This window comes from Streptomyces sp. NPDC043867 (genome assembly GCF_056435845.1).
The window spans coordinates 1-17,784 of sequence record NZ_JBWKDS010000034.1; the positions used below are offsets into that span (position 1 = coordinate 1).

Consider the following 17,784-nt stretch of genomic DNA (forward strand, 5'->3'; position numbering starts at 1 on the left):
CCGGCGTCGCGGGGTCTGGCACGCACATCTGCGGCGTTGTCGTCGGTCGCCGACGCTCCGCGTCGACTCCCTCCTCCGCCTTGCAGCTGTACGCGTCAGACCCCGCTCGGGCCGGTCAGGACGAACCGTCGGTCATAGCCAGCCTGATCCAAACGACAGGCCCTAGGGAGAGGCGGACGAGGAGGCCCCGCCGGTCGGGGTCTCCGTCTCGCACGTCACCGAGAACGGCACCCAGCCGGACGTCGTGTGCACCGGGCCGCGGACCTCCACACTGATCGCGTTCTCGTACGTCCCCTCCGCGTCGTACGTCGTCACCACGACCGACTTCTGCCTCGTCCTCCCGCCGTCCGCGGGGAACGAGAGGGTCTTCCAGCCGGAGTCGGACACCTCGCCCTTCTTCGTCACCCAGCGGTAGTCGACCTCCACCGGTACGACGCCCACCGTGAACGTCGCCGTGAACGCCGGCGCCTGGCCCGCGGGCGGGGGGCAGGGCCCGGAGTAGTCGGTGTGCGTGCCGGTGACACTCACCGTCACGGACTGGGCGGGCGGACGGGTCGAGTGCCGGGCGCTCGGGGACGTGCCGGAGGGACTCCTGCCGGTCGTGCCGTCGTCACCGCCGCTGCCGTTCCCGCTGCCTCCGTCCCCGCTCTGCTCGTCGCCCCCGCCGGAACCGCTGGTGCCGCCGCTCGAGGCGGCCGAGCCGCCGCTGTCACCCCCGCCCCCGCCGTCGCGGTTCACCAGCGTGTACACCAGGCCGGCCAGGGCCAGTGCCAGCGCGGCCAGGCCGGCGATCACGGCGAAGGCGGCCCGGCGACCGCGGTCGGGCCGTGCCGGGCCGGCCGTCTCCGCCGTCGCGGGCCCGGACGCGTGGGCGGGAACGGGCCGGGGCGGCGTCGGGGCCTCGTGGGGGAAGGCCACGACCGTCGGACTGCGGGGCGTCGGCGACGAACCCGTCAGGGGAGTTCCGCCCGCGCCGATCAGACGCAGGTCCTCCTCGGCCCGCTCGGCGGGGGTGCGGTCCGCCGGGTCCTTGCGCAGCAGGCCCTCGATGACCGGGGCCAGGGGCCCGGCCCGGTGCGGCGGCGGCAGTTCCTCGTCGACGACGGCGCGCAGGGTGCTCAGCGGAGTCTCGTGCCGGAAGGGCGAGTTGCCCTCGACCGCCGCGTACAGGAGCACGCCGAGGGACCACAGGTCGGACTCAGGCCCGGGGGTGCGGCCGAGCGCCCGTTCGGGTGCGAGGAATTCGGGCGAACCGATCACCTCACCGGTCATGGTCAGCGCGGAGCTGCCCTCGACGGTCGCGATGCCGAAGTCGGTGAGGACGACCCGCCCGTCGTTCGACAGCAGGACGTTTCCCGGTTTGACGTCGCGGTGCAGGACCCCGGCCGCGTGGGCGGCGCGCAGGGCGGACAGCACCTCGGCGCCGATGTGCGCGGCGCGCCGCGGGGAGAGCGGGCCCTCCGCGTCCAGCAGGTCGGACAGGGCGACACCGCGGATCAGCTCCATGACGATCCACGGGCGGCCGTCCTGCGTGGCCACGTCGTAGACGGTCACCACGTTGCGGTTCGCGACCCGGGCGGCCGCCCACGCCTCCCGCTCCAGACGCGCGTACATCCGCTCGACGTCGCTCGGCGGGATCCCGGCGGGCGCGCGCACCTCCTTGACGGCGACCTCGCGGTGCAGCACCTCGTCGCGGGCCCGCCAGACGGTGCCCATGCCTCCCTCGCCCAGAGGGGACAGCAGACGGTACCGGCCCGCGATCATCCGTTCACCGCTCGGACCCTCGGACACGGGCGTCCCCCCTTCGCATCCGCGCGATTCCTCCCCAAAAGTAGCTCAACCGAGTGCGGATGCCGCCCCCTTGAACACCAGTCCGGCTCCGAGGGCCACCACGACGCACGCCGAGCCGAGCGGCGCCGCCCTGCGCATCAGGGCCGCCAACGGTCCGGCGGTCCACCGCGGGCGCCGCGCCAGCAGCCGTGCCATCCCGCCGCCGAGCCGGACCACGGCGAACCCGGCCGCGGTGAGCGTGAGGGCGAGCCCGGCGCCGTACGCCAGGACGAGCAGGAAGCCGAACCAGGCCTGTCCCAGCGCCGCGGCGCCCACCAGGACGACGACGGCGGACGGACTGGGCACCAGCCCGCCGGCGAAGCCGAGCAGGATCGTGCCGCGCAGGGTCGGCGCGGTGGGGTGGCTGTGCGTGGAGCCGCCGTGGGAGTGCTCGACCCCGGAGGCGTGCGTGTGCCCGGCCCCGGGGGAGTGGTCGTGGGTGTGGTCGTGACGGTGCCGGTGCTCCGACCCGGCGTGCTCGTGTCCGTGTCCGGGCTCGTGTGCGTGCCCGTGCCCGTGCCCGTGCTCGTGCCGGTGTGCGTGACCGTGTGCGGACGCGGGTGTGCGGTTCCGCCAGGCCCGGCGTACGAGGGAGGCGCCCGCGAGGGTCACCAGGAGGCCGCTCGTGACGCCCAGCCAGGCGATCACGGAGGGCGCGGCGGCCGAGCCCGCGGTGATGAGCAGACCGAGGGCGACCACGCCCAGGGTGTGCGTGACCGTCACCGAGGCGGCCAGGGGCAGGACGTCGCGGAGGGTGGCCCGCCCGCGGGCGGCGGCGGTCGCGGCCATCAGTGTCTTGCCGTGTCCCGGCGCCAGGGCGTGCATCGCCCCGAGGGCGACGGAGACCAGCAGGGCGAGGGCCGCGAAGCCGAGCGTGAGGTCGTGCCGGGCGACGAGTCCGTCGAGGGCCCGGGTCCAGCGGTCGGCGCCACGTGGCAGCACCGAGGCGGCGGGCGCGTCCCGGTCGTCCCGGGCGAGCGCCGGGCCGCCCAGGCGGACCCGCAGCGATGCGGACGCGGTGTCGGCCGGGGACGACAGCAGCCGCTCCGGGTAGCCGGTCAGCCGCTTGGACACGGACGTGGTGGGGACGTCGGACCGGGTCAGCGTCGTGCGGTCGCCCCGCGCGGTGACCTCGCGCCAGCCGGGGCCCGAGCCGACGGCGGCGCGGAAGCGTACGGCGGCGGCGCGGTCCGGGAGGGGGGCCGTCAGCCTGCACTCCACGCGCAGGGTGTCGAGTCCCGCCTGTCCCGGCCGCACCCGTGCGTCGCTCGTGCCGACGGTGAGCGGGACGTCGCGCCCGCCGACCGTGACGCGGCTGTCCCGGGCCGCCGTCGCGCACCGCTGCCGGGCCCAGGTCGCCCTGCCCAGCCGCCTGACGTCCGGCTCGGCCTGGGTCGCGGGGATCTCCGCGAGATCCTCGACGTGGTCGATCCGCAGCAGGCCGGGGGCGGCCACGAGGCCGTCGTAGCGGTTGACCGTGAAGTTCCCGAGCGGGTGCGCGCTCGCGGTCCCCGAGGGGACCAGCACGAGCGCGACGGACGAGACGAGGACGGCCGCACCGGAGGCGAACGCGCGCCGAAGTGCCGTACGGGACCTCATTCCGCCTCCTTCAGGGCCGCCCGGGCCGCGCGGGCGCCGAGCGGCGAGAAGCCGGGGTTGAGGTCGAGCGCGCGGGTCAGGGAGGCCCTGGCCGCCTCGGAGCGGCCGGTGGCGCGCTCGATGGTGCCGCGGTGGTGGAGGAACGCGGCGTTGCGGTAGCCGGTCGCGGTGGCACGGCGGGCGTACGCAAGCGCCTCCCCGTCACGGCCGTTGACGTGCAGGGCCCAGGCGAGGGCGTCCGCGGTGTGCACCGTGTGCCGGCGGGCCCATTCGGCGCGGGCCGCCGTGAGCGCGGCGGCGCGGTCCCCGTGGTCGGCGGCGGCGAGGGCCGTGTCCAGGTCGGCGTTGACCCCGTTGGCGCGGGCCAGCGCGGTCCAGGCGTCGACGAGGGCGTACTGGTCGCGGGCCCTGCGGGCGTCGCCCCTCCTGCCCCGCGCCTCGTACAGCTCGCCGAGCACGACCAGGGACTGGGGCAGCGGCGAGCGGGACACGACGTCCTCCATGCCGCGGATGGCCTGCGCGCTGTCACCCCGGGCCGCCTGGGCACGGGCCCGGCCCTCCAGCGCCGGGAGATACGCGTCGTCGGCGGCCAGCGCCCGGGCGTAGCAGGTCAGCGCCGTCCCGTACCGGCCCTGGTTCCAGTGGAGTTGGCCCAGCGCCGTGGCCACGTACGCCACGTCACCGCGTGACGTCGACGTGGCCAGGGCCTGTTCGAGGACCCGGCGGGCGGTCTTCACGTCGCCGCGCAGCTCGTGCACGTACGCGTAGCGCGTGAACACCGGCACCCCCGGGCGCCGGGAGTCGGCCAGGTCGGCGGCCTTCGACGCCTCGTCGTAGCGGCCGAGTTCGACCAGCGCGTCGATCCGGGAGGACAGCGCGCGCTCGCTGTAGGGATTCCGGGCCAGCGCCCGGTCGGCGTACTTCAGTGCCTCGGGGAACCGGTGCCGGGCGGCGGCGAGGGCGGCGCGGCCCGCGAGCGCCGGGTCGTTGTCGGGGCGCAGCCGCAGGGAGCGGTTCAGCGCCCGTTCCGCCTGCGGGTAGCGCCCGGGGTCGCCCTTGGTGCGGGCCTGCTCCACGTACGCGAGTCCCAGCGTCGCCCAGGACCCGAAGTCCCGTGGCTGGGCGCGGAGATGGGCCTGCAACGAGCGGACGGTCGCGTCCAGTCCTGCGCTCGCGAGCAGCTGCGGCGAGGCGCCGGTGCCGGGTGCGGCGGCGACGGGCGCCGGGCCGCCGTCGCGGGCGCCGAGGACCACGCCCCCGGCGGTGAGTGCCACGGCCAGCGCGACGACGCAGCCGGCGAGCTGCGCCGCCCGCCACCGCCGTCCCGTGGTGGATCTCCGCCGTGCAGCCGCCACCTGATCGTCCGGCACCTCCACGGACACGCCCGCTCCGACGTCCGCCGGGCTTGCCGGTGCGCAGGCACGCGCGGAACCGCCGGAGTCACCGTCCGCCGGGCCGTCGACGTGACCGGCGTGCGCAGCCGGGCTCTCGGAGTCACCGTCCGCCGAGCTGCCGTCGTCACCCGCGCACGCGGGGCCGTCGGAGTCACCGTCGGCATGCGCGGAGCCGACTGCGACACCGTACGCCGAGCCACCCGCACGGGCGGCGCCGCCGGATTCCCTGCCCGGGGGGTCGTCGCCGGTGCCGCCGCTCGCGGGGAGGCCGGCGGAGCCGGTGCCGGCGCCCGGCGGCGCGCTCTCGTTCGTACCCGGGGACATGCCCTCTCCTAGAAATCCGTGGCCGCAACGGTCGTGGTCGGGGTTGGGGCGACGCGGCCCGCACCGTGGGGGGACGAGTGCGTGCGGGCCGCGCCGGTCAGTGGGCCGGGCCCGTGGGCCCGGCGGTGTGCCGGGTCAGTACGCCCGGTTGTGCATCCGCCGGCGCCACCACAGCACGCCGGTGCCGAGGAGCAGGAAGCCGGCCGCCCCGGCCGCCGCGGAACCGGCGATCAGCACGGTGTCCGTACCGCCGTCCGCGCCGGCGGGAACCAGCCCGCCGTCCAGCTGGTTGCGCACGCTGTTGCCGCTGCCCTTCGCGGTCGCCCCGCGCGAACCCGAGGTCGGCTGGGCCAGATACGGGAAGGAGTGGCCGAACTTCTTGTCGTTCTTGTCGACCGCGTCGCCCAGGTCGTTCTTGGAGCCGACCAGTTCACCCTCGACGACCTGGAGCGCGGCGTCGATCACGTCGTCGCCGAGCCGGCGCCCGTTCGGGAAGCCCGCGTTGTCGCCGTCGAGGACACCCAGCCGCTTGGGATGCGCGGCCGGCTTGATCGAGGTGTTGAGCCGCAGCTCCTCCGCGGCGCGCACGTGCGGCGGCTGGTTGAGACCCTCGACACCCTTCAGGAACACGTCGACCAGGTCGTTCCTGGGCTCCGCCGGGGCCTTGATCTTGTAGATGCCCTCGATGAGCTTCGGCAGCTCCGGGTTCGTCACGTTCTTCAGGAAGTCGCCGTCGTCGTACGGATCGGACGCGTTGAACTTGTCCTTGTCCTTCTGCGGGTTGACGACCTCGTTGACCAGCGGCATGCCGAGGCGCGAGACCTGGGTGTAGCCGCCGCGGGCGTCCTTGCGCTGCGTGGTGGACCAGATGCCGACGACCGGCTGGTCGGCCGACTCCTGGATCATCTCGGTGGGCACCTGGAGGGCGATGGAGTTGACGTTGTAGCCCTTGAGCGTGTCCCGGCCGACCTCGGACAGGTCGCCGCCGTAGAGCAGGTCGAAGACGCGCAGGTCGAGGAAGAACGGGTCGTCGGCCTGCCCGGCGAAGGTGGTGGACCCGCTCGCGAGCTTGTACACCGCCTGGTCGCGCAGCTTGCGGTAGTCCGGCATGGACGCCTTGCCGACGTTCGACGGCGCCACCGGTATGTCGTCGGCGACCTTCGTCCGGGAGACCAGCTTCTGGTCCCGCAGCCGCAGCAGGTCGATGTCGTACGTCTGCGTGATGTTCAGGTCGGGATCGTCGAGGCTGGTGACCGGACCCGTGTTGTAGAGGAACGTGTCGCCGTTCTTGCGATGCGTCCTGAAGGTGTAGCGGTAGACCAGATCGCCCTGCGCGTCACCGTCGCTGTCGATGTGGAGGTCGTACTGGGCGTCCTCGGCGAACGTGAAGAAGTTCGGGCCGCCGGCCGGCTCCTCGAAGGGGATCCAGTTCGCCACGATCGTCGTCGTGTCGGGCTTGTCCGGGCTCACGAACGCGTACACGTCCGTGTTGTCGTACTGGGGCTGCCCCGAGATCAGCGGAGCCTCCCGGTGGCTGGAGGCGGCGGCCGCCCCCGGTTCCAGCACGGTCGCACCGGCGGCTGTGAGCCCCCCGGCAGCCAGCGCGCCACAGACGAGGGCCGTGCAACTCCTGCGTCCCACGCCGATCCTGGAGATAGGTGTCATGCCGTCCGTCCTCAAGTCCAACTTGCCTGACGCACGCCATTCGGAGCGGTCGCCGGGGTGGATTGGTCGAATCCCAAACGTTCTTACGTGGGCTGACGCCGGTCGTTTCAGCGAGGCCCGCACGTGTTGCGTCCGTTTCGCCGGCGGCGGACCCGCGTTTTCGGTGCGCCGATCCGTAACCCATCCGGAAGCGCGCTCGCCGCGCACGGGTCCGTGAACTGTCGGCCGGTACACGGCCGGAGAGGGGGACGGGTGGAGACGGACGAACTTCTGGTACTCGTGGCCGGGGGTGATCAGAGGGCATTCGAGGAGCTGTACGGACTGGTGTCCGGGCCGGTGTTCGGGCTGGTGCGCCGGGTGGTGCGGGACCCGGCCCAGTCGGAGGAGGTGGCCCAGGAGGTGCTGCTCGAACTCTGGCGCTCGGCCGGGCGGTTCGACCCGCGCCGGGGCAGCGCCCTGTCGTGGATCCTCACCCTCGCGCACCGGCGCGCGGTCGACCGGGTGCGCAGCGCCCGCGCCGCCACCGAGCGCGAACAGCGCGAGGGGCGGCGGCTGCACCGGCCCGCCTTCGACCAGGTGGCCGAGGAGGTCGAGGCGGGACTCGAACGCGAGTGGGTGCGCCGCTGCCTGGACCGGCTCACCGCCCTGCAACGCCAGTCCGTCACCCTCGCCTACTACGACGGCTACACCTACCGTGAGGTCGCCGAACGGCTCTCTGTGCCGCTCGGGACCGTCAAGACCCGCATGCGTGACGGGCTTTCCCGGCTGCGCGACTGCCTGGGAGGTGCCGCATGATCACCCTGACATCCGCGGGCGACGCCGTGGCCCGCCCGGGAGGCGCCGCATGAGCCTCCTGGGCCGGCTGCTCCCCTGTGACCTGCACTCGCTCGCCGCGCCGTACGCGCTGGACGCGCTCGAACCCGACGAGCGCCGGCGCTTCGAACGCCATCTGCACCGCTGCGACCGCTGCGCCGAGGAGGTGCGGGCGCTGACCGAGGACGCCGTCCGGCTCGCCTGGTCCACGGCGGCCCCGGCGCCGCCCGCCCTGCGGGACCGGGTCCTCGCCGCCGTACGGACGACTCCGCAGGAGCCGCCGGGCGCGTACGCGGACACCGCACCGCCTCGCGCCCGCGCGGCCCGTCGCCCCGCCCGCGCGCGCACTCCCCGCTTCCGCCCGCTGCTGGCCCCGCTCGCCACCGCCACGGCCGCCGCGGCCCTCGTCGTCGCGTCGCTCTTCGCGGTCCAGGCGACGCAGACCGAGGACAAGCTGGACCAGGAGCGCGCCCGGGCACGTGAGATCGCGCACGTTCTCGCGGCGCCCGACGCCCGGGCGACCGGTGACCGGGACGGCCGGGGACGCGGTATCGGTGTCGTCGCGTCGGCCTCGCAGCGGCGCGCGGTCGTCACCGTGAGCGGTCTCGGTGCGCCCTCCAGAGGACGCGTGCATCAACTGTGGCTCATGCGCCCTGGCGTGCAGCCACGCTCCCTCGGGCTGCTGCAAGCCGACACGCCCCTGGTCGCCGGCGGTCTCGACTCCACGGCGTCCTCACTCGCGGTGACTGTCGAACCGGACGGTGGTTCACCGCGGCCCACTACCGCACCGGTTGTCCAACTCGCCCTGGAATCTGTTGGATTCGGAGAGTAATCGTCAACGCCCTTACGGGGTAGGTGAATCCTGTGCCCGCGATACACGAGTGCCACGAGGGAGCGATAGGGTTAGCCTGCCCGGGCCGGGTGCCCTCGTATGGGTGGGGAGTGACATGGAACAGATAACAGTGCGCAGCAGGGCTCGAGTCCCTGCGATCACGTGCGGGAGCAGCGCGACCAGCTCGCGCCTCGACCGTCATCTCGCGGTGCTGGGTGGCCCTGCCGTCCCGCAGCGCGAGGCGGCCGAGGCCACGTTGCTGATGCGTGAGCTGACCGCGCGTGACACCGCGCACGACCGCAGCGGCATGGGTGCGCGAGTGAGGCGGGTCTCGCTCTTCGCCCCGCTGAGGCGGCTCAGCCGTTCGCTGTTCGGCGGCCGCTGAGCGGCGCGGGTCAGGCAGTCCCCGACCCGCGCTCAGGCCGTCACCCCGTCCCGGCGCAGTGCTGCGATCTCATCGTCCGTCATCCCCACGGCACGCAGCAGCGTCTCGGTGTGCTGCCCGAGCGCGGGTACGGCTCCCATCCGCGCCTCGCCTCCGCCCGGCAGGCCGACCGGCGGCAGCAGCGCCCGCAACGGCCCCACCGGTGAATCCACTTCCCGCCACCGGTCCCTGGCCGCCAGCTGCGGATGCTCCGCCACCTCCCGTACGTCCCGCAGGCGTGCGCACGCGATGCCCGCCTCCTCCAGCCGGGCGACCGCCTCGTCCGCCGTCAGCACGGCCAGCGCCCCGCCGACGAGCGCGTCCGTGCGCTCCCGGTTCGTGACCCGCGCCGCGTTCGTCGCGTACGCCGGGTCGGTGCCCAACTCCTGCTTTTCCAGCACCTGTTCGGCGAGCCGGCGCCACTCCCGGTCGTTCTGCACCGACAGCAGGACCCGGCTCCCGTCCGCCGTCGGATAGGCGTCGTACGGGGCGATGACGGCGTGCGCGAGGCCGGTGCGCGCCGGGGGAGTGCCGCCGTGCATCGCGTGGTGCAGCGGGTGGCCCATCCACTCGGCCAGCGCGTCCAGCATCGACACCTCGACCGGGCCCCCGCGTCCCGTCGTGCCGCGCCGGACCAGTGCCGCCAGCACCCCGGAGAAGGCGTACATGGCCGCCGCGATGTCGGCGGCCGGGATCCCCGCCTTCACCGGCTGCCCGGGGGTCCCGGTGACCGACACGAGACCTGCCTCGCACTGCACGAGCATGTCGTAGGCCCGCTTGTCCGCGTACGGCCCCGACGCCCCGTAGCCGGAGATGTCCACGGCGATCAGCCGGGGGTGGGCCGCGCACAGTGTGGCCGCGTCCAGGCCGAGCCTGGCCGCCGCGCCCTGGGCGAGGTTTTGCACGAAGACGTCAGCGCCCTCGACCAGCCGCCGTACCACCGCGAGGCCCCGCGGGTCCTTCAGGTCGAGGGCGATGGACTCCTTTCCCCGGTTGCACCACACGAAGTGCGAGGCGAGTCCGGCCGCCGCGGTGTCGTAGCCGCGGGCGAAGTCCCCGCCGTCGATCCGCTCGACCTTGACGACCCGGGCGCCGAGGTCGGCCAGCTGGCGGGTGGCGAAGGGGGCGGAGACCGCCTGCTCCACGGCGACGACGGTGATGCCTTCCAGAGGCAGGGGAAGTGGCTGCATGCGCTGGATCATGTCCCGTACGTGACGCCTTTGTCATGCGCGGACGCCGCCGGGGCGGTGCTCAGCGGCCGGCCGGGCGGGGGCGCGCACCGGCGTCCGGCGGCCGCTGCGGGCCGGGTCGCCCGCCGCGTGCGCCCGGGGCACCGTCCGCCGGTCGCGCACCGGCGGAAGGCGGGCCGCGAGCGGCGGGACCCCGCCAGGTGAGGTGTCCTAGACCAGGGCGAACTGCCCGTCGGGGCCCTCCTCGTGGTGGTCCAGGACGGTCGCGGGCCTGCGTGCCGTCTCCGGTACGGGGAACACGCCCGCCTCGCGCAGCTCGGTCCGGGTGACCGGCGACTCCACCGTCAACTCGGCCAGCTGCGGCCGCAGTTCCGCGAGCAGCGCCAGCACCGTGACCAGCTCCAGCAGCTCGGACGTCCACGCCGGGGGCCAGGCGGCGGGCCGGATCGCCTCCAGGGTGCCCGGCTCCGGCGGTCGCGTCCGCTCCGTGAACCACCGCTCCAGCACGCGTACACCGCCCGCCTCGAAGTCCCAGGCCCCCGGCGGCACGGGCGAGATGCGGCCCTCGTCGACGTGCAGAACCTCCTCGTCGCGGTCGTAGCGCAGGTCGAGGACGGGAGCCCCGGCACTCGCGCGGACCCGGGCGAGGGGGAGCGCCGGGAGCGGCGCACGGACGTACGGCCGGCGGCCGCCGGGGAGCCTCGGGCGCTCGCCGTCGCGCCGCATCAGCCACAGCATCCGGCGCCCCAGCTCCACACCGCGCGCAAACACATCGGCATCGCCGGTGAGGGGCACCGTGCAGCCTTCCCGGCCGGGCCGGGACGCCGCCACCGTCCAGGCGAGGACGTCGACGGGCACGGGGGAGCGGCCGAGGCGGGCGCCCAGGTGCTCCAGCAGGCCGGGCGCCAGGTTCGGTTCGCGACCGCCGGGACGGCGGTACAGGGGGCGGACCCGGCCGCCGCGGCCGGCGCTCACCGGCAGCACGGAGGAGACCAGCAGAGCCGGGCCCGACGACCCGGGCACGACGGGCTGCTCGACCGCGAACATCTGCCGCTCGTCGGCCACCCGCCACAGCTCGGGGCGGGCCGCGTCGATCAGCCGGTGGTCCGGTATCAGCCACTGCTCGTCGAAGGGACCGCTGAGCACCCGCACCGGCTCCGGGCAGGGACCCGACTCGCGCGCCAGCCGTCCCGTCCCGCTGGACTGCCCCGGCAACTGGGCGACCGCCGAGTGCAGTGTGCGCGAGCGCGTGGGCCCGAACAGCGCCTCGCGGTGCGGCCCTTCGGCCTTCAGCAGGGCGTTCCACCGGGCCTTCAGGGACGCGGGGTCGGGCGCCGTCGGCCACCCCCGGCCCGGCCGCACGGGTGCGACCGACCACGGCATGAGGTCCGCGAGCAGCGGAGCGTCGTCGTGCGTCACGCACCGCATCGTACGGCGTGGGCCCCGGGCGCCGGCCGCGTACGAACGGGCCGGGCGGTCAGTGGGCGTCGAGGGTGACCGTGAAGGAGAAACGGTCCCCCCGGTAGTGGATGCGGGCCACGTCCAGGGCGCGCCCGTCCTCCCCGTGGACGATGCCGGTGTAGTGCAGGATCGGGCTCAGCAGCGGCACCCGCAGCAGCCGCGCCGTCTCCGGGTCCGCGAGCCGGGCCTCGACGGTGTCGGTGATCCGGCTGATGCGCGCGCCCACCACATCGCGCAGCACCTTGGTCATGGGCCAGCGGACCAGGTCCTCCGGATCGATGAGCGCCGCGAGTTCGGGACGGACGTAGTTGCGGGCGTGATTGGTCGGCTCACCGGTCTTCTCGTCGCTGCGCAGGCGGTGGTACGCCGTGACCTCGGCCAGTTCCGGGAAGTGCTCGGCCAGTTCGGCCGACACGGGCGTCGTGCCGTACTCCAGCAGCTCCGTCCGCATGCCCGACTGCTGGGCCACGATCGCGTCCACCGAGCCGAGCAGCCGCACGGGAGCGCCCCGGTGCGCGCTCGGCTCGATGAACGTGCCCCGCCTGCGGTGCCGGGTGATCAGCCCCTCGGTCTCCAGCTCCTTGAGCGCCTGCCGCATCGTGAGCACACTCACCCCGTAGTGCCCGGCCAGCTGCTCCTCGGTGGGCAGCCGCAGCGGGTCCTGGGCGGACCGCCCGAGTATCGAGGCGCGCAGGGACTGCGACACCTGATACCAGAGCGGCAGCTTGCGGTTCAGGACGATCGAGTCCGGAGCGAAGGAGGTCACGAGGGTATCCGTACCGGTCGCGGGCGTTCAGTGCAACGGGCGGTGAGGGTCAGCCGGCGGGACGGAAGTGCCGCTGGAGGCCCTGCCACACGTCGTCGTAGCCGCGTTGCAGGTGCTCCGCACGGGCCGCCTGTGCCGTCGCGGTCACCGGCCAGCGTGTCTCGAACATGAAGGCGAGGCCGTCGTCGACCTTCTGCGGGCGCAACTCGGCCGCACTGGCCCGGTCGAAGGTCTCCCGGTCCGGACCGTGCGCCGACATCATGTTGTGCAGCGATCCGCCGCCCGGCACGAACCCCTCCGCCTTCGCGTCGTAGGCGCCCTCGACGAGCCCCATGTACTCGCTCATCACGTTCCGGTGGAAGTACGGCGGCCGGAACGTGTCCTCGCCCACCAGCCAGCGCGGCGCGAAGACCACGAAGTCGACGTTGGCCAGGCCCGCCGTGTCGGTGGGCGAGGTCAGCACCGTGAAGATGGACGGGTCCGGGTGGTCGTGGCTGATGGTGCCCATCACATTGAAACGGCGCAGGTCGTAGACGTACGGCACGTGGTTGCCGTGCCAGGCGACCACGTCCAGCGGCGAGTGGTCGTACGTCGCCGTCCAGAGGTTGCCGCAGAACTTGTTCACCACCTCCACCGGCCCCTCCACGTCCTCGTACGCCGCGACCGGAGCGAGGAAGTCGCGTGCGTTCGCGAGTCCGTTGGCGCCGATCGGACCGAGGTCGGGAAGCTGGAAGGGCGCCCCGTAGTTCTCGCACACATAGCCGCGCGCCGAGCCGTCCGGCAGCTCCGCGCGGAAGCGGACACCGCGCGGGATCAGCGCGACATGGCCGGGCTCCACGCGCAGCAGCCCGAACTCGGTGCGCAGCACCAGCCCGCCGCGCTCCGGGACGATCAGCAGCTCGCCGTCGGCGTCACTGAACACGCGCTGCATCGAGGAGTTGGCGTGATAGAGGTGCACGGCCATGCCGGTGCGCTGCGCCGCGTCGCCGTTGCCGCCCAGGGTCCACAGGCCCGCGAGGAAGTCGGTGCCCTCGGCGGGCTCCGGCAGCGGGTTCCAGCGCAGCCGGTTGGGGTCGGGGACGGTCTCCGCGAAGGGCGCCGTGCGGATCGCGCCGTTGTCGGTGCGGGTGAACGCGGGGTGCGCGGCCGAGGGCCGGATCCGGTACAGCCACGAGCGCCGGTTGTGGGCGCGCGGCTCGGTGAAGGCCGTGCCGCTCAGCTGTTCCGCGTACAGGCCGAGCGGTGCGCGCTGCGGTGAGTTGCGGCCCTGCGGCAGCGCGCCGGGGACCGCCTCCGAGCTGTGTTCGTTGCCGAATCCGGAGAGATACGCCGGTTCCGCGGCGGTCTTCCGTGCTCGCTCACGTTCGAACCCGCTCGCGTGGGCGGTGCCCGCATCGCTCATGATCGCTCCCTCGTTCCTATTCCTATGCATCACCGTAGGATTCGGCTTTTCCCCGCGCAAGGGGCAGCGGCGGCCGGCGTAAGGAATCGGCCGGGCCGGACGGCGTTCCCGGCCCGCACGGGCTCCGGGGCGCGTACGACCCACGACCTGCGAACGACTCGAGAACCCGACCTGAGGGGGATCCGGCCGCCCGCGGTCCTGTTCTAATCTCCCGGCATGTCGTGGACGCGCGGACTGCTCGCCGCGTTCGCGATCTGCGCGTTGCTCGGCGGATCGGCGGGCTGCGGCACCGGTGACGCGCACGGGCGCGGGGGCGAAGTGCCCGCCTCGCCCGTGGGCAAGGTGCTGGACGACACGGACGAGGAGGGACGGCACTACCGTGAGATCGACGAGAAGGACGCACCCGGTGTGGGGATCGAGGTGCAGCCGAACACCGACGACAACTGGGACGTACGGCTGACCGTCCGGAAGTTCCGCTTCTCGCCCGCCGGTACGCGCGCGGTCGCCGTGGCCGGCCGCGGCAGCGCCGTGCTCCTCCTGGACGGGCGGATCCTCACCCGGCTCCGTACCCCCGCCTACCGCCTCTCCGGTGACCTCGTCCCCCGGGGCACCCACCACCTCACCGCCCGCCTCTACGCGGACGACCGCACCGTGTGGGCCGTCGACGGTGTGCCCGTCGAGTGCACGGCGGACATCACGGCGTCCGGACCGGCACCGGCGCCGACGGCGGACGGCGGCGCGTTGGGACCGGCGCCGCGTCCTGCGGCGGAGGGCGGCACGGGCGCGGGGGTGCCCGCGACGAAGGGCGGGAACACCGGCGCGCGGCGCCCGCGGTGAGCGGCCGGTCAGCGGGGTGCGGGGCGCCCGCGATGAGTGGCGGGGGCACCGGTGCGCGTACAGACGGGCGAGGTTCACCGGACCCCGGCGGAGAGGCATCATGGACAGCGTGCCCCGAGCGACCCCGCTGCGCCGCGCGCCCGTGCAGCGGCGCAGTGCCGAGCGACTGACCAGGATCCTCGACGCCTGCGCCGACCTCCTCGACGAGGTCGGCTACGACGGCCTGAGCACCCGGGCCGTGGCCCAGCGAGCGGGTGTCCCCATCGGTTCGGTGTACCGCTTCTTCGGCAACAAGCGGGCCATGGCCGACGCCCTCGCCCAGCGCAATCTCGACCGCTACGTCGAGCGCGTGAGGGGGCGTCTGGGCGAGGCCGGCGACGGGGGCGCCGCCCGGACCGACGGTGGCGGGAGCGAGAGTGGGGGAGGCTGGCGTGCCGCCATGGACGCCGTGCTCGACGAGTACCTCGCCATGAAGCGGACCGCGCCCGGCTTCACGCTGGTCGACTTCGGCAACCAGATCCCGGTCGGCTCCGGATGCGCCGAGCCCAACACGCGGGTCGCCGACCGGCTCACGGAGCTGCTCTCCGGCTATCTCGTCCGCGAGCCCGACGAGGACCTGCGCCGCGCCTTCCTGGTCGCCGTGGAGACCGCCGACACCCTCGTCCACCTCGCCTTCCGCCTCGATCCGGCCGGCGACGAACGCGTCATCGGGGAGATCCGGGTCCTGCTGCGCGCCTATCTGTCGCGTGTCCTGGACTGAGGGCCGCCCCGCGACGGTGACGGGCCGCCCCGCGACGGTGACGGACCGGCCCGTCGGCCGTGACGGACCGGCCCGTCGGCCGTGACGGACCGGCCCCGGCGGTTTTCGGACCGGACCCCCGCCGGCCCCTCCCGAAGATGCATACCGGTCGGTATGCTCGGAGGGCCCGTGCGTCACCGCTGCCGCCGCAACCCGGGAGGACCCCGTGTCCCGCACCACCGGCCCCACCCCAGACTCCCGTACCGCCCTGCGCATCTGCCCGCTCTGCGAGGCGACCTGCGGGCTGACGCTCACCGTCGAGGGCACCCGGGTGACCGGCGCCCGCGGTGACCGCGAAGACGTCTTCAGCAAGGGGTTCATCTGCCCCAAGGGCGCGGCCTTCGGCGCGGTCGACGCCGACCCCGACCGGCTGCGCACCCCCCTCGTGCGCGAGGACGGCGAGCTGCGGGAGGCCACCTGGGAGGAGGCCTTCGACGCCGTGGCCGCGGGGCTGCGGCCCGTCGTCGAGCGGCACGGCCCGCACGCCGTCGGCGTCGTCCTCGGCAACCCGAACGTGCACACCATGGCCGGGGCCCTCTACCCGCCCGTCCTGCTCTCGGCGCTGGGCACCCGCAGCCTCTTCACCGCCTCCACCGTCGACCAGATGCCCAAGCACGTGTCGAGCGGGCTCCTGTACGGCGACGCCCTTGCCATCCCCGTACCGGACCTGGACCGCACCGCCCATCTGCTGCTCATCGGCGCCAACCCTCTGGAGTCCAACGGGAGTCTGTGCACCGCCCCCGACTTCCCCGGCAGGCTCAGGGCGCTGCGGGCGCGGGGCGGCACGCTGACCGTCGTCGACCCGCGTCGCACGCGCACGGCCAAGCTCGCCGACCGGCACGTGGCGATCCGGCCCGGCACCGACGCCCTGCTCCTCGCCGCCATGGCGCACGTCCTCTTCGAGGAGAAGCTCGCCGACCTGGGCGACCTCGCCCCGCACATCGAGGGAACCGACGAACTCGACGCCGCGCTGCGGGACTTCACGCCCGAGGCCGCGAGCGAGGCCTGCGACGTGCCGGCGGACACGATCCGGGCGCTCGCCCGGGAGCTGGCCGCCGCGCCCAGCGCCGCCGTCTACGGCCGCATCGGCAGCTGCACCGTCGCGCACGGCACCCTGGCGAGCTGGCTGGTCGACGTCCTGAACATCCTCACCGGCAACCTCGACCGGCCGGGCGGTGCCCTCTTCCCCCAGGCCGCCACCGACCGCGCACCCCGGCCCGCCGGACCCGGCCGCGGCTTCGCGCTCGGCCGCTGGCACAGCCGGGTGAGCCGGCACCCCGAGGCCAAGGGGGAGCTGCCGCTGTCCGCGCTGGCCGAGGAGATCGACACCGCCACGGACGAGGGCAGCCCGGTCCGCGCCGTCATCGCCGTCGCCGCCAACCCCGTACTGTCCGCGCCGGACGGCGACCGTCTCGACAAGGCCCTCGGCGCGCTGGACTTCATGGTCAGCGTCGACCCCTACCTGAACGAGACCTCCCGCCACGCGCACGTCGTCCTGCCGCCGCCCCCGCCCTCGCAGAGCGCGCACCACGACTTCGCCTTCAACGCCTTCGCCGTGCACAACCAGGTCCGCTACACCCGCGCCGCCGTCCCGCTGGAGCCGGACCGCATGGCGGAGACCGAGATCCTCGCGCGGCTCGTGCTCGCCGCGACCGGCATGCACGGCGCCGACCCCTCGGCCGTGGACGCGATGGTCGTCGAGAGCACCCTGGGCAAGGCCGTCGCCGACCCGCACTCGCCCGTGCACGGCCGTGACCCGGGCGAGCTCGCCGCACAGCTGACCGGCGACAACGGTCCCGAGCGGCGCCTGGACATGATGCTGCGCCTCGGCCCGTACGGCGACGGCTTCGGCGCCCGGCCCGACGGACTGAGCCTGGCGAGGCTGCTCGCCCACCCGCACGGCATCGACCTCGGTCCGCTGCGGCCGCGTCTGCCGCAGCCGCTGAAGACCCGCAGCGGCCGGATCGAACTCCTGCCGGGACCCATCGCCGGCGATCTGCCGCGGCTGCGGGACGCGCTGCGCGAGCGCCCGGCGGGACTGGTGCTCGTCGGCCGGCGCCATCTGCGCTCCAACAACAGCTGGATGCACAACGTCCCCGCCCTGACCGGCGGTTCGAACCGCTGCACCCTGCACGTCCACCCCGAGGACGCCGCCCGCCTCGGGATCGCCGACGGTGCGCCCGTGCGCGTCAGGGGCGCCGGGGGAGAGGTCACCGCCCCCGCCGAGATCACGGACGGCGTGCGGCGCGGTGTGGTGAGCCTGCCGCACGGCTGGGGGCACGACCGGCCGGGCACCCGGACGAGCCACGCCGCCCAGGACCCCGGCGTCAACGTGAACCAGCTGCTCGACGGCAGCCTGCTCGACCCGCTGTCGGGGACCGCCGTCCTCAACGGCGTCGCGGTCGAGCTGACGCCCACCACGTGAGCAAAGCTGTGACCTGGAGTTCT

General features: G+C 74.3%; 14 protein-coding genes. 6 read left to right on the top strand and 8 right to left on the bottom strand.

Features of this window, described 5'->3' with window-relative positions:
• Positions 1-162: 162 nt before the first annotated feature.
• From AC069T_RS28205 to AC069T_RS28220, 4 genes are all read right to left on the bottom strand, one after another.
• Positions 163-1,764: a serine/threonine-protein kinase gene (locus tag AC069T_RS28205; RefSeq protein ID WP_478785487.1), complete on the bottom strand. Its 1,602-nt coding sequence runs from the start codon at positions 1,762-1,764 to the stop codon at positions 163-165.
• A 72-nt stretch (positions 1,765-1,836) separates the two neighbouring features.
• Complete coding sequence (locus AC069T_RS28210) at positions 1,837-3,429, bottom strand: HoxN/HupN/NixA family nickel/cobalt transporter (protein ID WP_478785421.1); 1,593 nt, start codon at positions 3,427-3,429, stop codon at positions 1,837-1,839.
• Positions 3,426-5,147: a tetratricopeptide repeat protein gene (locus tag AC069T_RS28215; protein WP_478785422.1), complete on the bottom strand. Its 1,722-nt coding sequence runs from the start codon at positions 5,145-5,147 to the stop codon at positions 3,426-3,428. The genes AC069T_RS28210 and AC069T_RS28215 overlap by 4 nt, the downstream gene beginning before the upstream one ends.
• 135 nt (positions 5,148-5,282) lie before the next feature.
• Positions 5,283-6,812, bottom strand: coding sequence for a DUF4331 domain-containing protein (locus tag AC069T_RS28220; RefSeq protein WP_478785423.1), 1,530 nt, complete (start codon positions 6,810-6,812; stop codon positions 5,283-5,285).
• A gap of 252 nt (positions 6,813-7,064) precedes the next feature.
• On the opposite strand from AC069T_RS28220, the gene AC069T_RS28225 reads away from it, so the two are divergent.
• The 3 genes from AC069T_RS28225 to AC069T_RS28235 all read left to right on the top strand — a co-directional run bounded on the left by AC069T_RS28225 (position 7,065) and on the right by AC069T_RS28235 (position 8,842).
• Positions 7,065-7,607 (top strand): sigma-70 family RNA polymerase sigma factor, encoded by a 543-nt coding sequence (locus AC069T_RS28225; RefSeq protein ID WP_478785424.1) that lies wholly within the window; start codon positions 7,065-7,067, stop codon positions 7,605-7,607.
• A 49-nt stretch (positions 7,608-7,656) separates the two neighbouring features.
• Entirely contained in the window at positions 7,657-8,457 is an 801-nt protein-coding gene (locus tag AC069T_RS28230; protein WP_478785425.1) for an anti-sigma factor, read from the top strand.
• A gap of 115 nt (positions 8,458-8,572) precedes the next feature.
• Positions 8,573-8,842 carry a hypothetical protein gene (locus tag AC069T_RS28235; RefSeq protein ID WP_476752174.1) on the top strand — a complete coding sequence of 90 codons (270 nt, stop codon included), beginning with the start codon at positions 8,573-8,575 and terminating at the stop codon, positions 8,840-8,842.
• A gap of 32 nt (positions 8,843-8,874) precedes the next feature.
• Here AC069T_RS28235 and AC069T_RS28240 read toward each other — a convergent pair whose 3' ends face one another.
• From AC069T_RS28240 to hmgA, 4 genes are all read right to left on the bottom strand, one after another.
• Positions 8,875-10,083, bottom strand: a complete 1,209-nt coding sequence (locus AC069T_RS28240) for a CaiB/BaiF CoA transferase family protein (RefSeq protein WP_478785426.1) — start codon at positions 10,081-10,083, stop codon at positions 8,875-8,877.
• 198 nt (positions 10,084-10,281) lie between these two features.
• Positions 10,282-11,499 (bottom strand): type ISP restriction/modification enzyme, encoded by a 1,218-nt coding sequence (locus tag AC069T_RS28245; RefSeq protein ID WP_478785427.1) that lies wholly within the window; start codon positions 11,497-11,499, stop codon positions 10,282-10,284.
• 49 nt (positions 11,500-11,548) lie between these two features.
• The gene (locus AC069T_RS28250) at positions 11,549-12,298 is read right to left on the bottom strand and encodes a GntR family transcriptional regulator (protein WP_478785428.1); all 750 of its coding nucleotides are present in this window, start codon (positions 12,296-12,298) and stop codon (positions 11,549-11,551) included.
• Positions 12,299-12,347: 49 nt separating this feature from the next.
• Positions 12,348-13,700 carry a homogentisate 1,2-dioxygenase gene (gene hmgA / locus AC069T_RS28255; protein ID WP_478785429.1) on the bottom strand — a complete coding sequence of 451 codons (1,353 nt, stop codon included), beginning with the start codon at positions 13,698-13,700 and terminating at the stop codon, positions 12,348-12,350.
• A 216-nt stretch (positions 13,701-13,916) separates the two neighbouring features.
• Between hmgA and AC069T_RS28260 the strand changes: the two genes are divergently transcribed.
• The 3 genes from AC069T_RS28260 to AC069T_RS28270 all read left to right on the top strand — a co-directional run bounded on the left by AC069T_RS28260 (position 13,917) and on the right by AC069T_RS28270 (position 17,761).
• The gene (locus AC069T_RS28260) at positions 13,917-14,537 is read left to right on the top strand and encodes a nuclear transport factor 2 family protein (protein ID WP_478785430.1); all 621 of its coding nucleotides are present in this window, start codon (positions 13,917-13,919) and stop codon (positions 14,535-14,537) included.
• 100 nt (positions 14,538-14,637) lie between these two features.
• Positions 14,638-15,297, top strand: coding sequence for a TetR/AcrR family transcriptional regulator (locus AC069T_RS28265; protein WP_478785431.1), 660 nt, complete (start codon positions 14,638-14,640; stop codon positions 15,295-15,297).
• Positions 15,298-15,502: 205 nt separating this feature from the next.
• The gene (locus AC069T_RS28270) at positions 15,503-17,761 is read left to right on the top strand and encodes a molybdopterin oxidoreductase family protein (protein ID WP_478785432.1); all 2,259 of its coding nucleotides are present in this window, start codon (positions 15,503-15,505) and stop codon (positions 17,759-17,761) included.
• The last annotated feature ends 23 nt before the right edge of the window (positions 17,762-17,784 follow it).

Coding starts and splice junctions, on each gene's coding strand:
- AC069T_RS28205 (WP_478785487.1), bottom strand. CDS start 1,764: ATGATCGCGGGCCGGTACCGTCTGCTGTCCCCTCTGGGCGAGGGAGGC.
- AC069T_RS28210 (WP_478785421.1), bottom strand. CDS start 3,429: ATGAGGTCCCGTACGGCACTTCGGCGCGCGTTCGCCTCCGGTGCGGCC.
- AC069T_RS28215 (WP_478785422.1), bottom strand. CDS start 5,147: ATGTCCCCGGGTACGAACGAGAGCGCGCCGCCGGGCGCCGGCACCGGC.
- AC069T_RS28220 (WP_478785423.1), bottom strand. CDS start 6,812: ATGACACCTATCTCCAGGATCGGCGTGGGACGCAGGAGTTGCACGGCC.
- AC069T_RS28230 (WP_478785425.1), top strand. CDS start 7,657: ATGAGCCTCCTGGGCCGGCTGCTCCCCTGTGACCTGCACTCGCTCGCC.
- AC069T_RS28235 (WP_476752174.1), top strand. CDS start 8,573: ATGGAACAGATAACAGTGCGCAGCAGGGCTCGAGTCCCTGCGATCACG.
- AC069T_RS28240 (WP_478785426.1), bottom strand. CDS start 10,083: ATGATCCAGCGCATGCAGCCACTTCCCCTGCCTCTGGAAGGCATCACC.
- AC069T_RS28245 (WP_478785427.1), bottom strand. CDS start 11,499: ATGCGGTGCGTGACGCACGACGACGCTCCGCTGCTCGCGGACCTCATG.
- hmgA (WP_478785429.1), bottom strand. CDS start 13,700: ATGAGCGATGCGGGCACCGCCCACGCGAGCGGGTTCGAACGTGAGCGA.
- AC069T_RS28260 (WP_478785430.1), top strand. CDS start 13,917: ATGTCGTGGACGCGCGGACTGCTCGCCGCGTTCGCGATCTGCGCGTTG.
- AC069T_RS28265 (WP_478785431.1), top strand. CDS start 14,638: ATGGACAGCGTGCCCCGAGCGACCCCGCTGCGCCGCGCGCCCGTGCAG.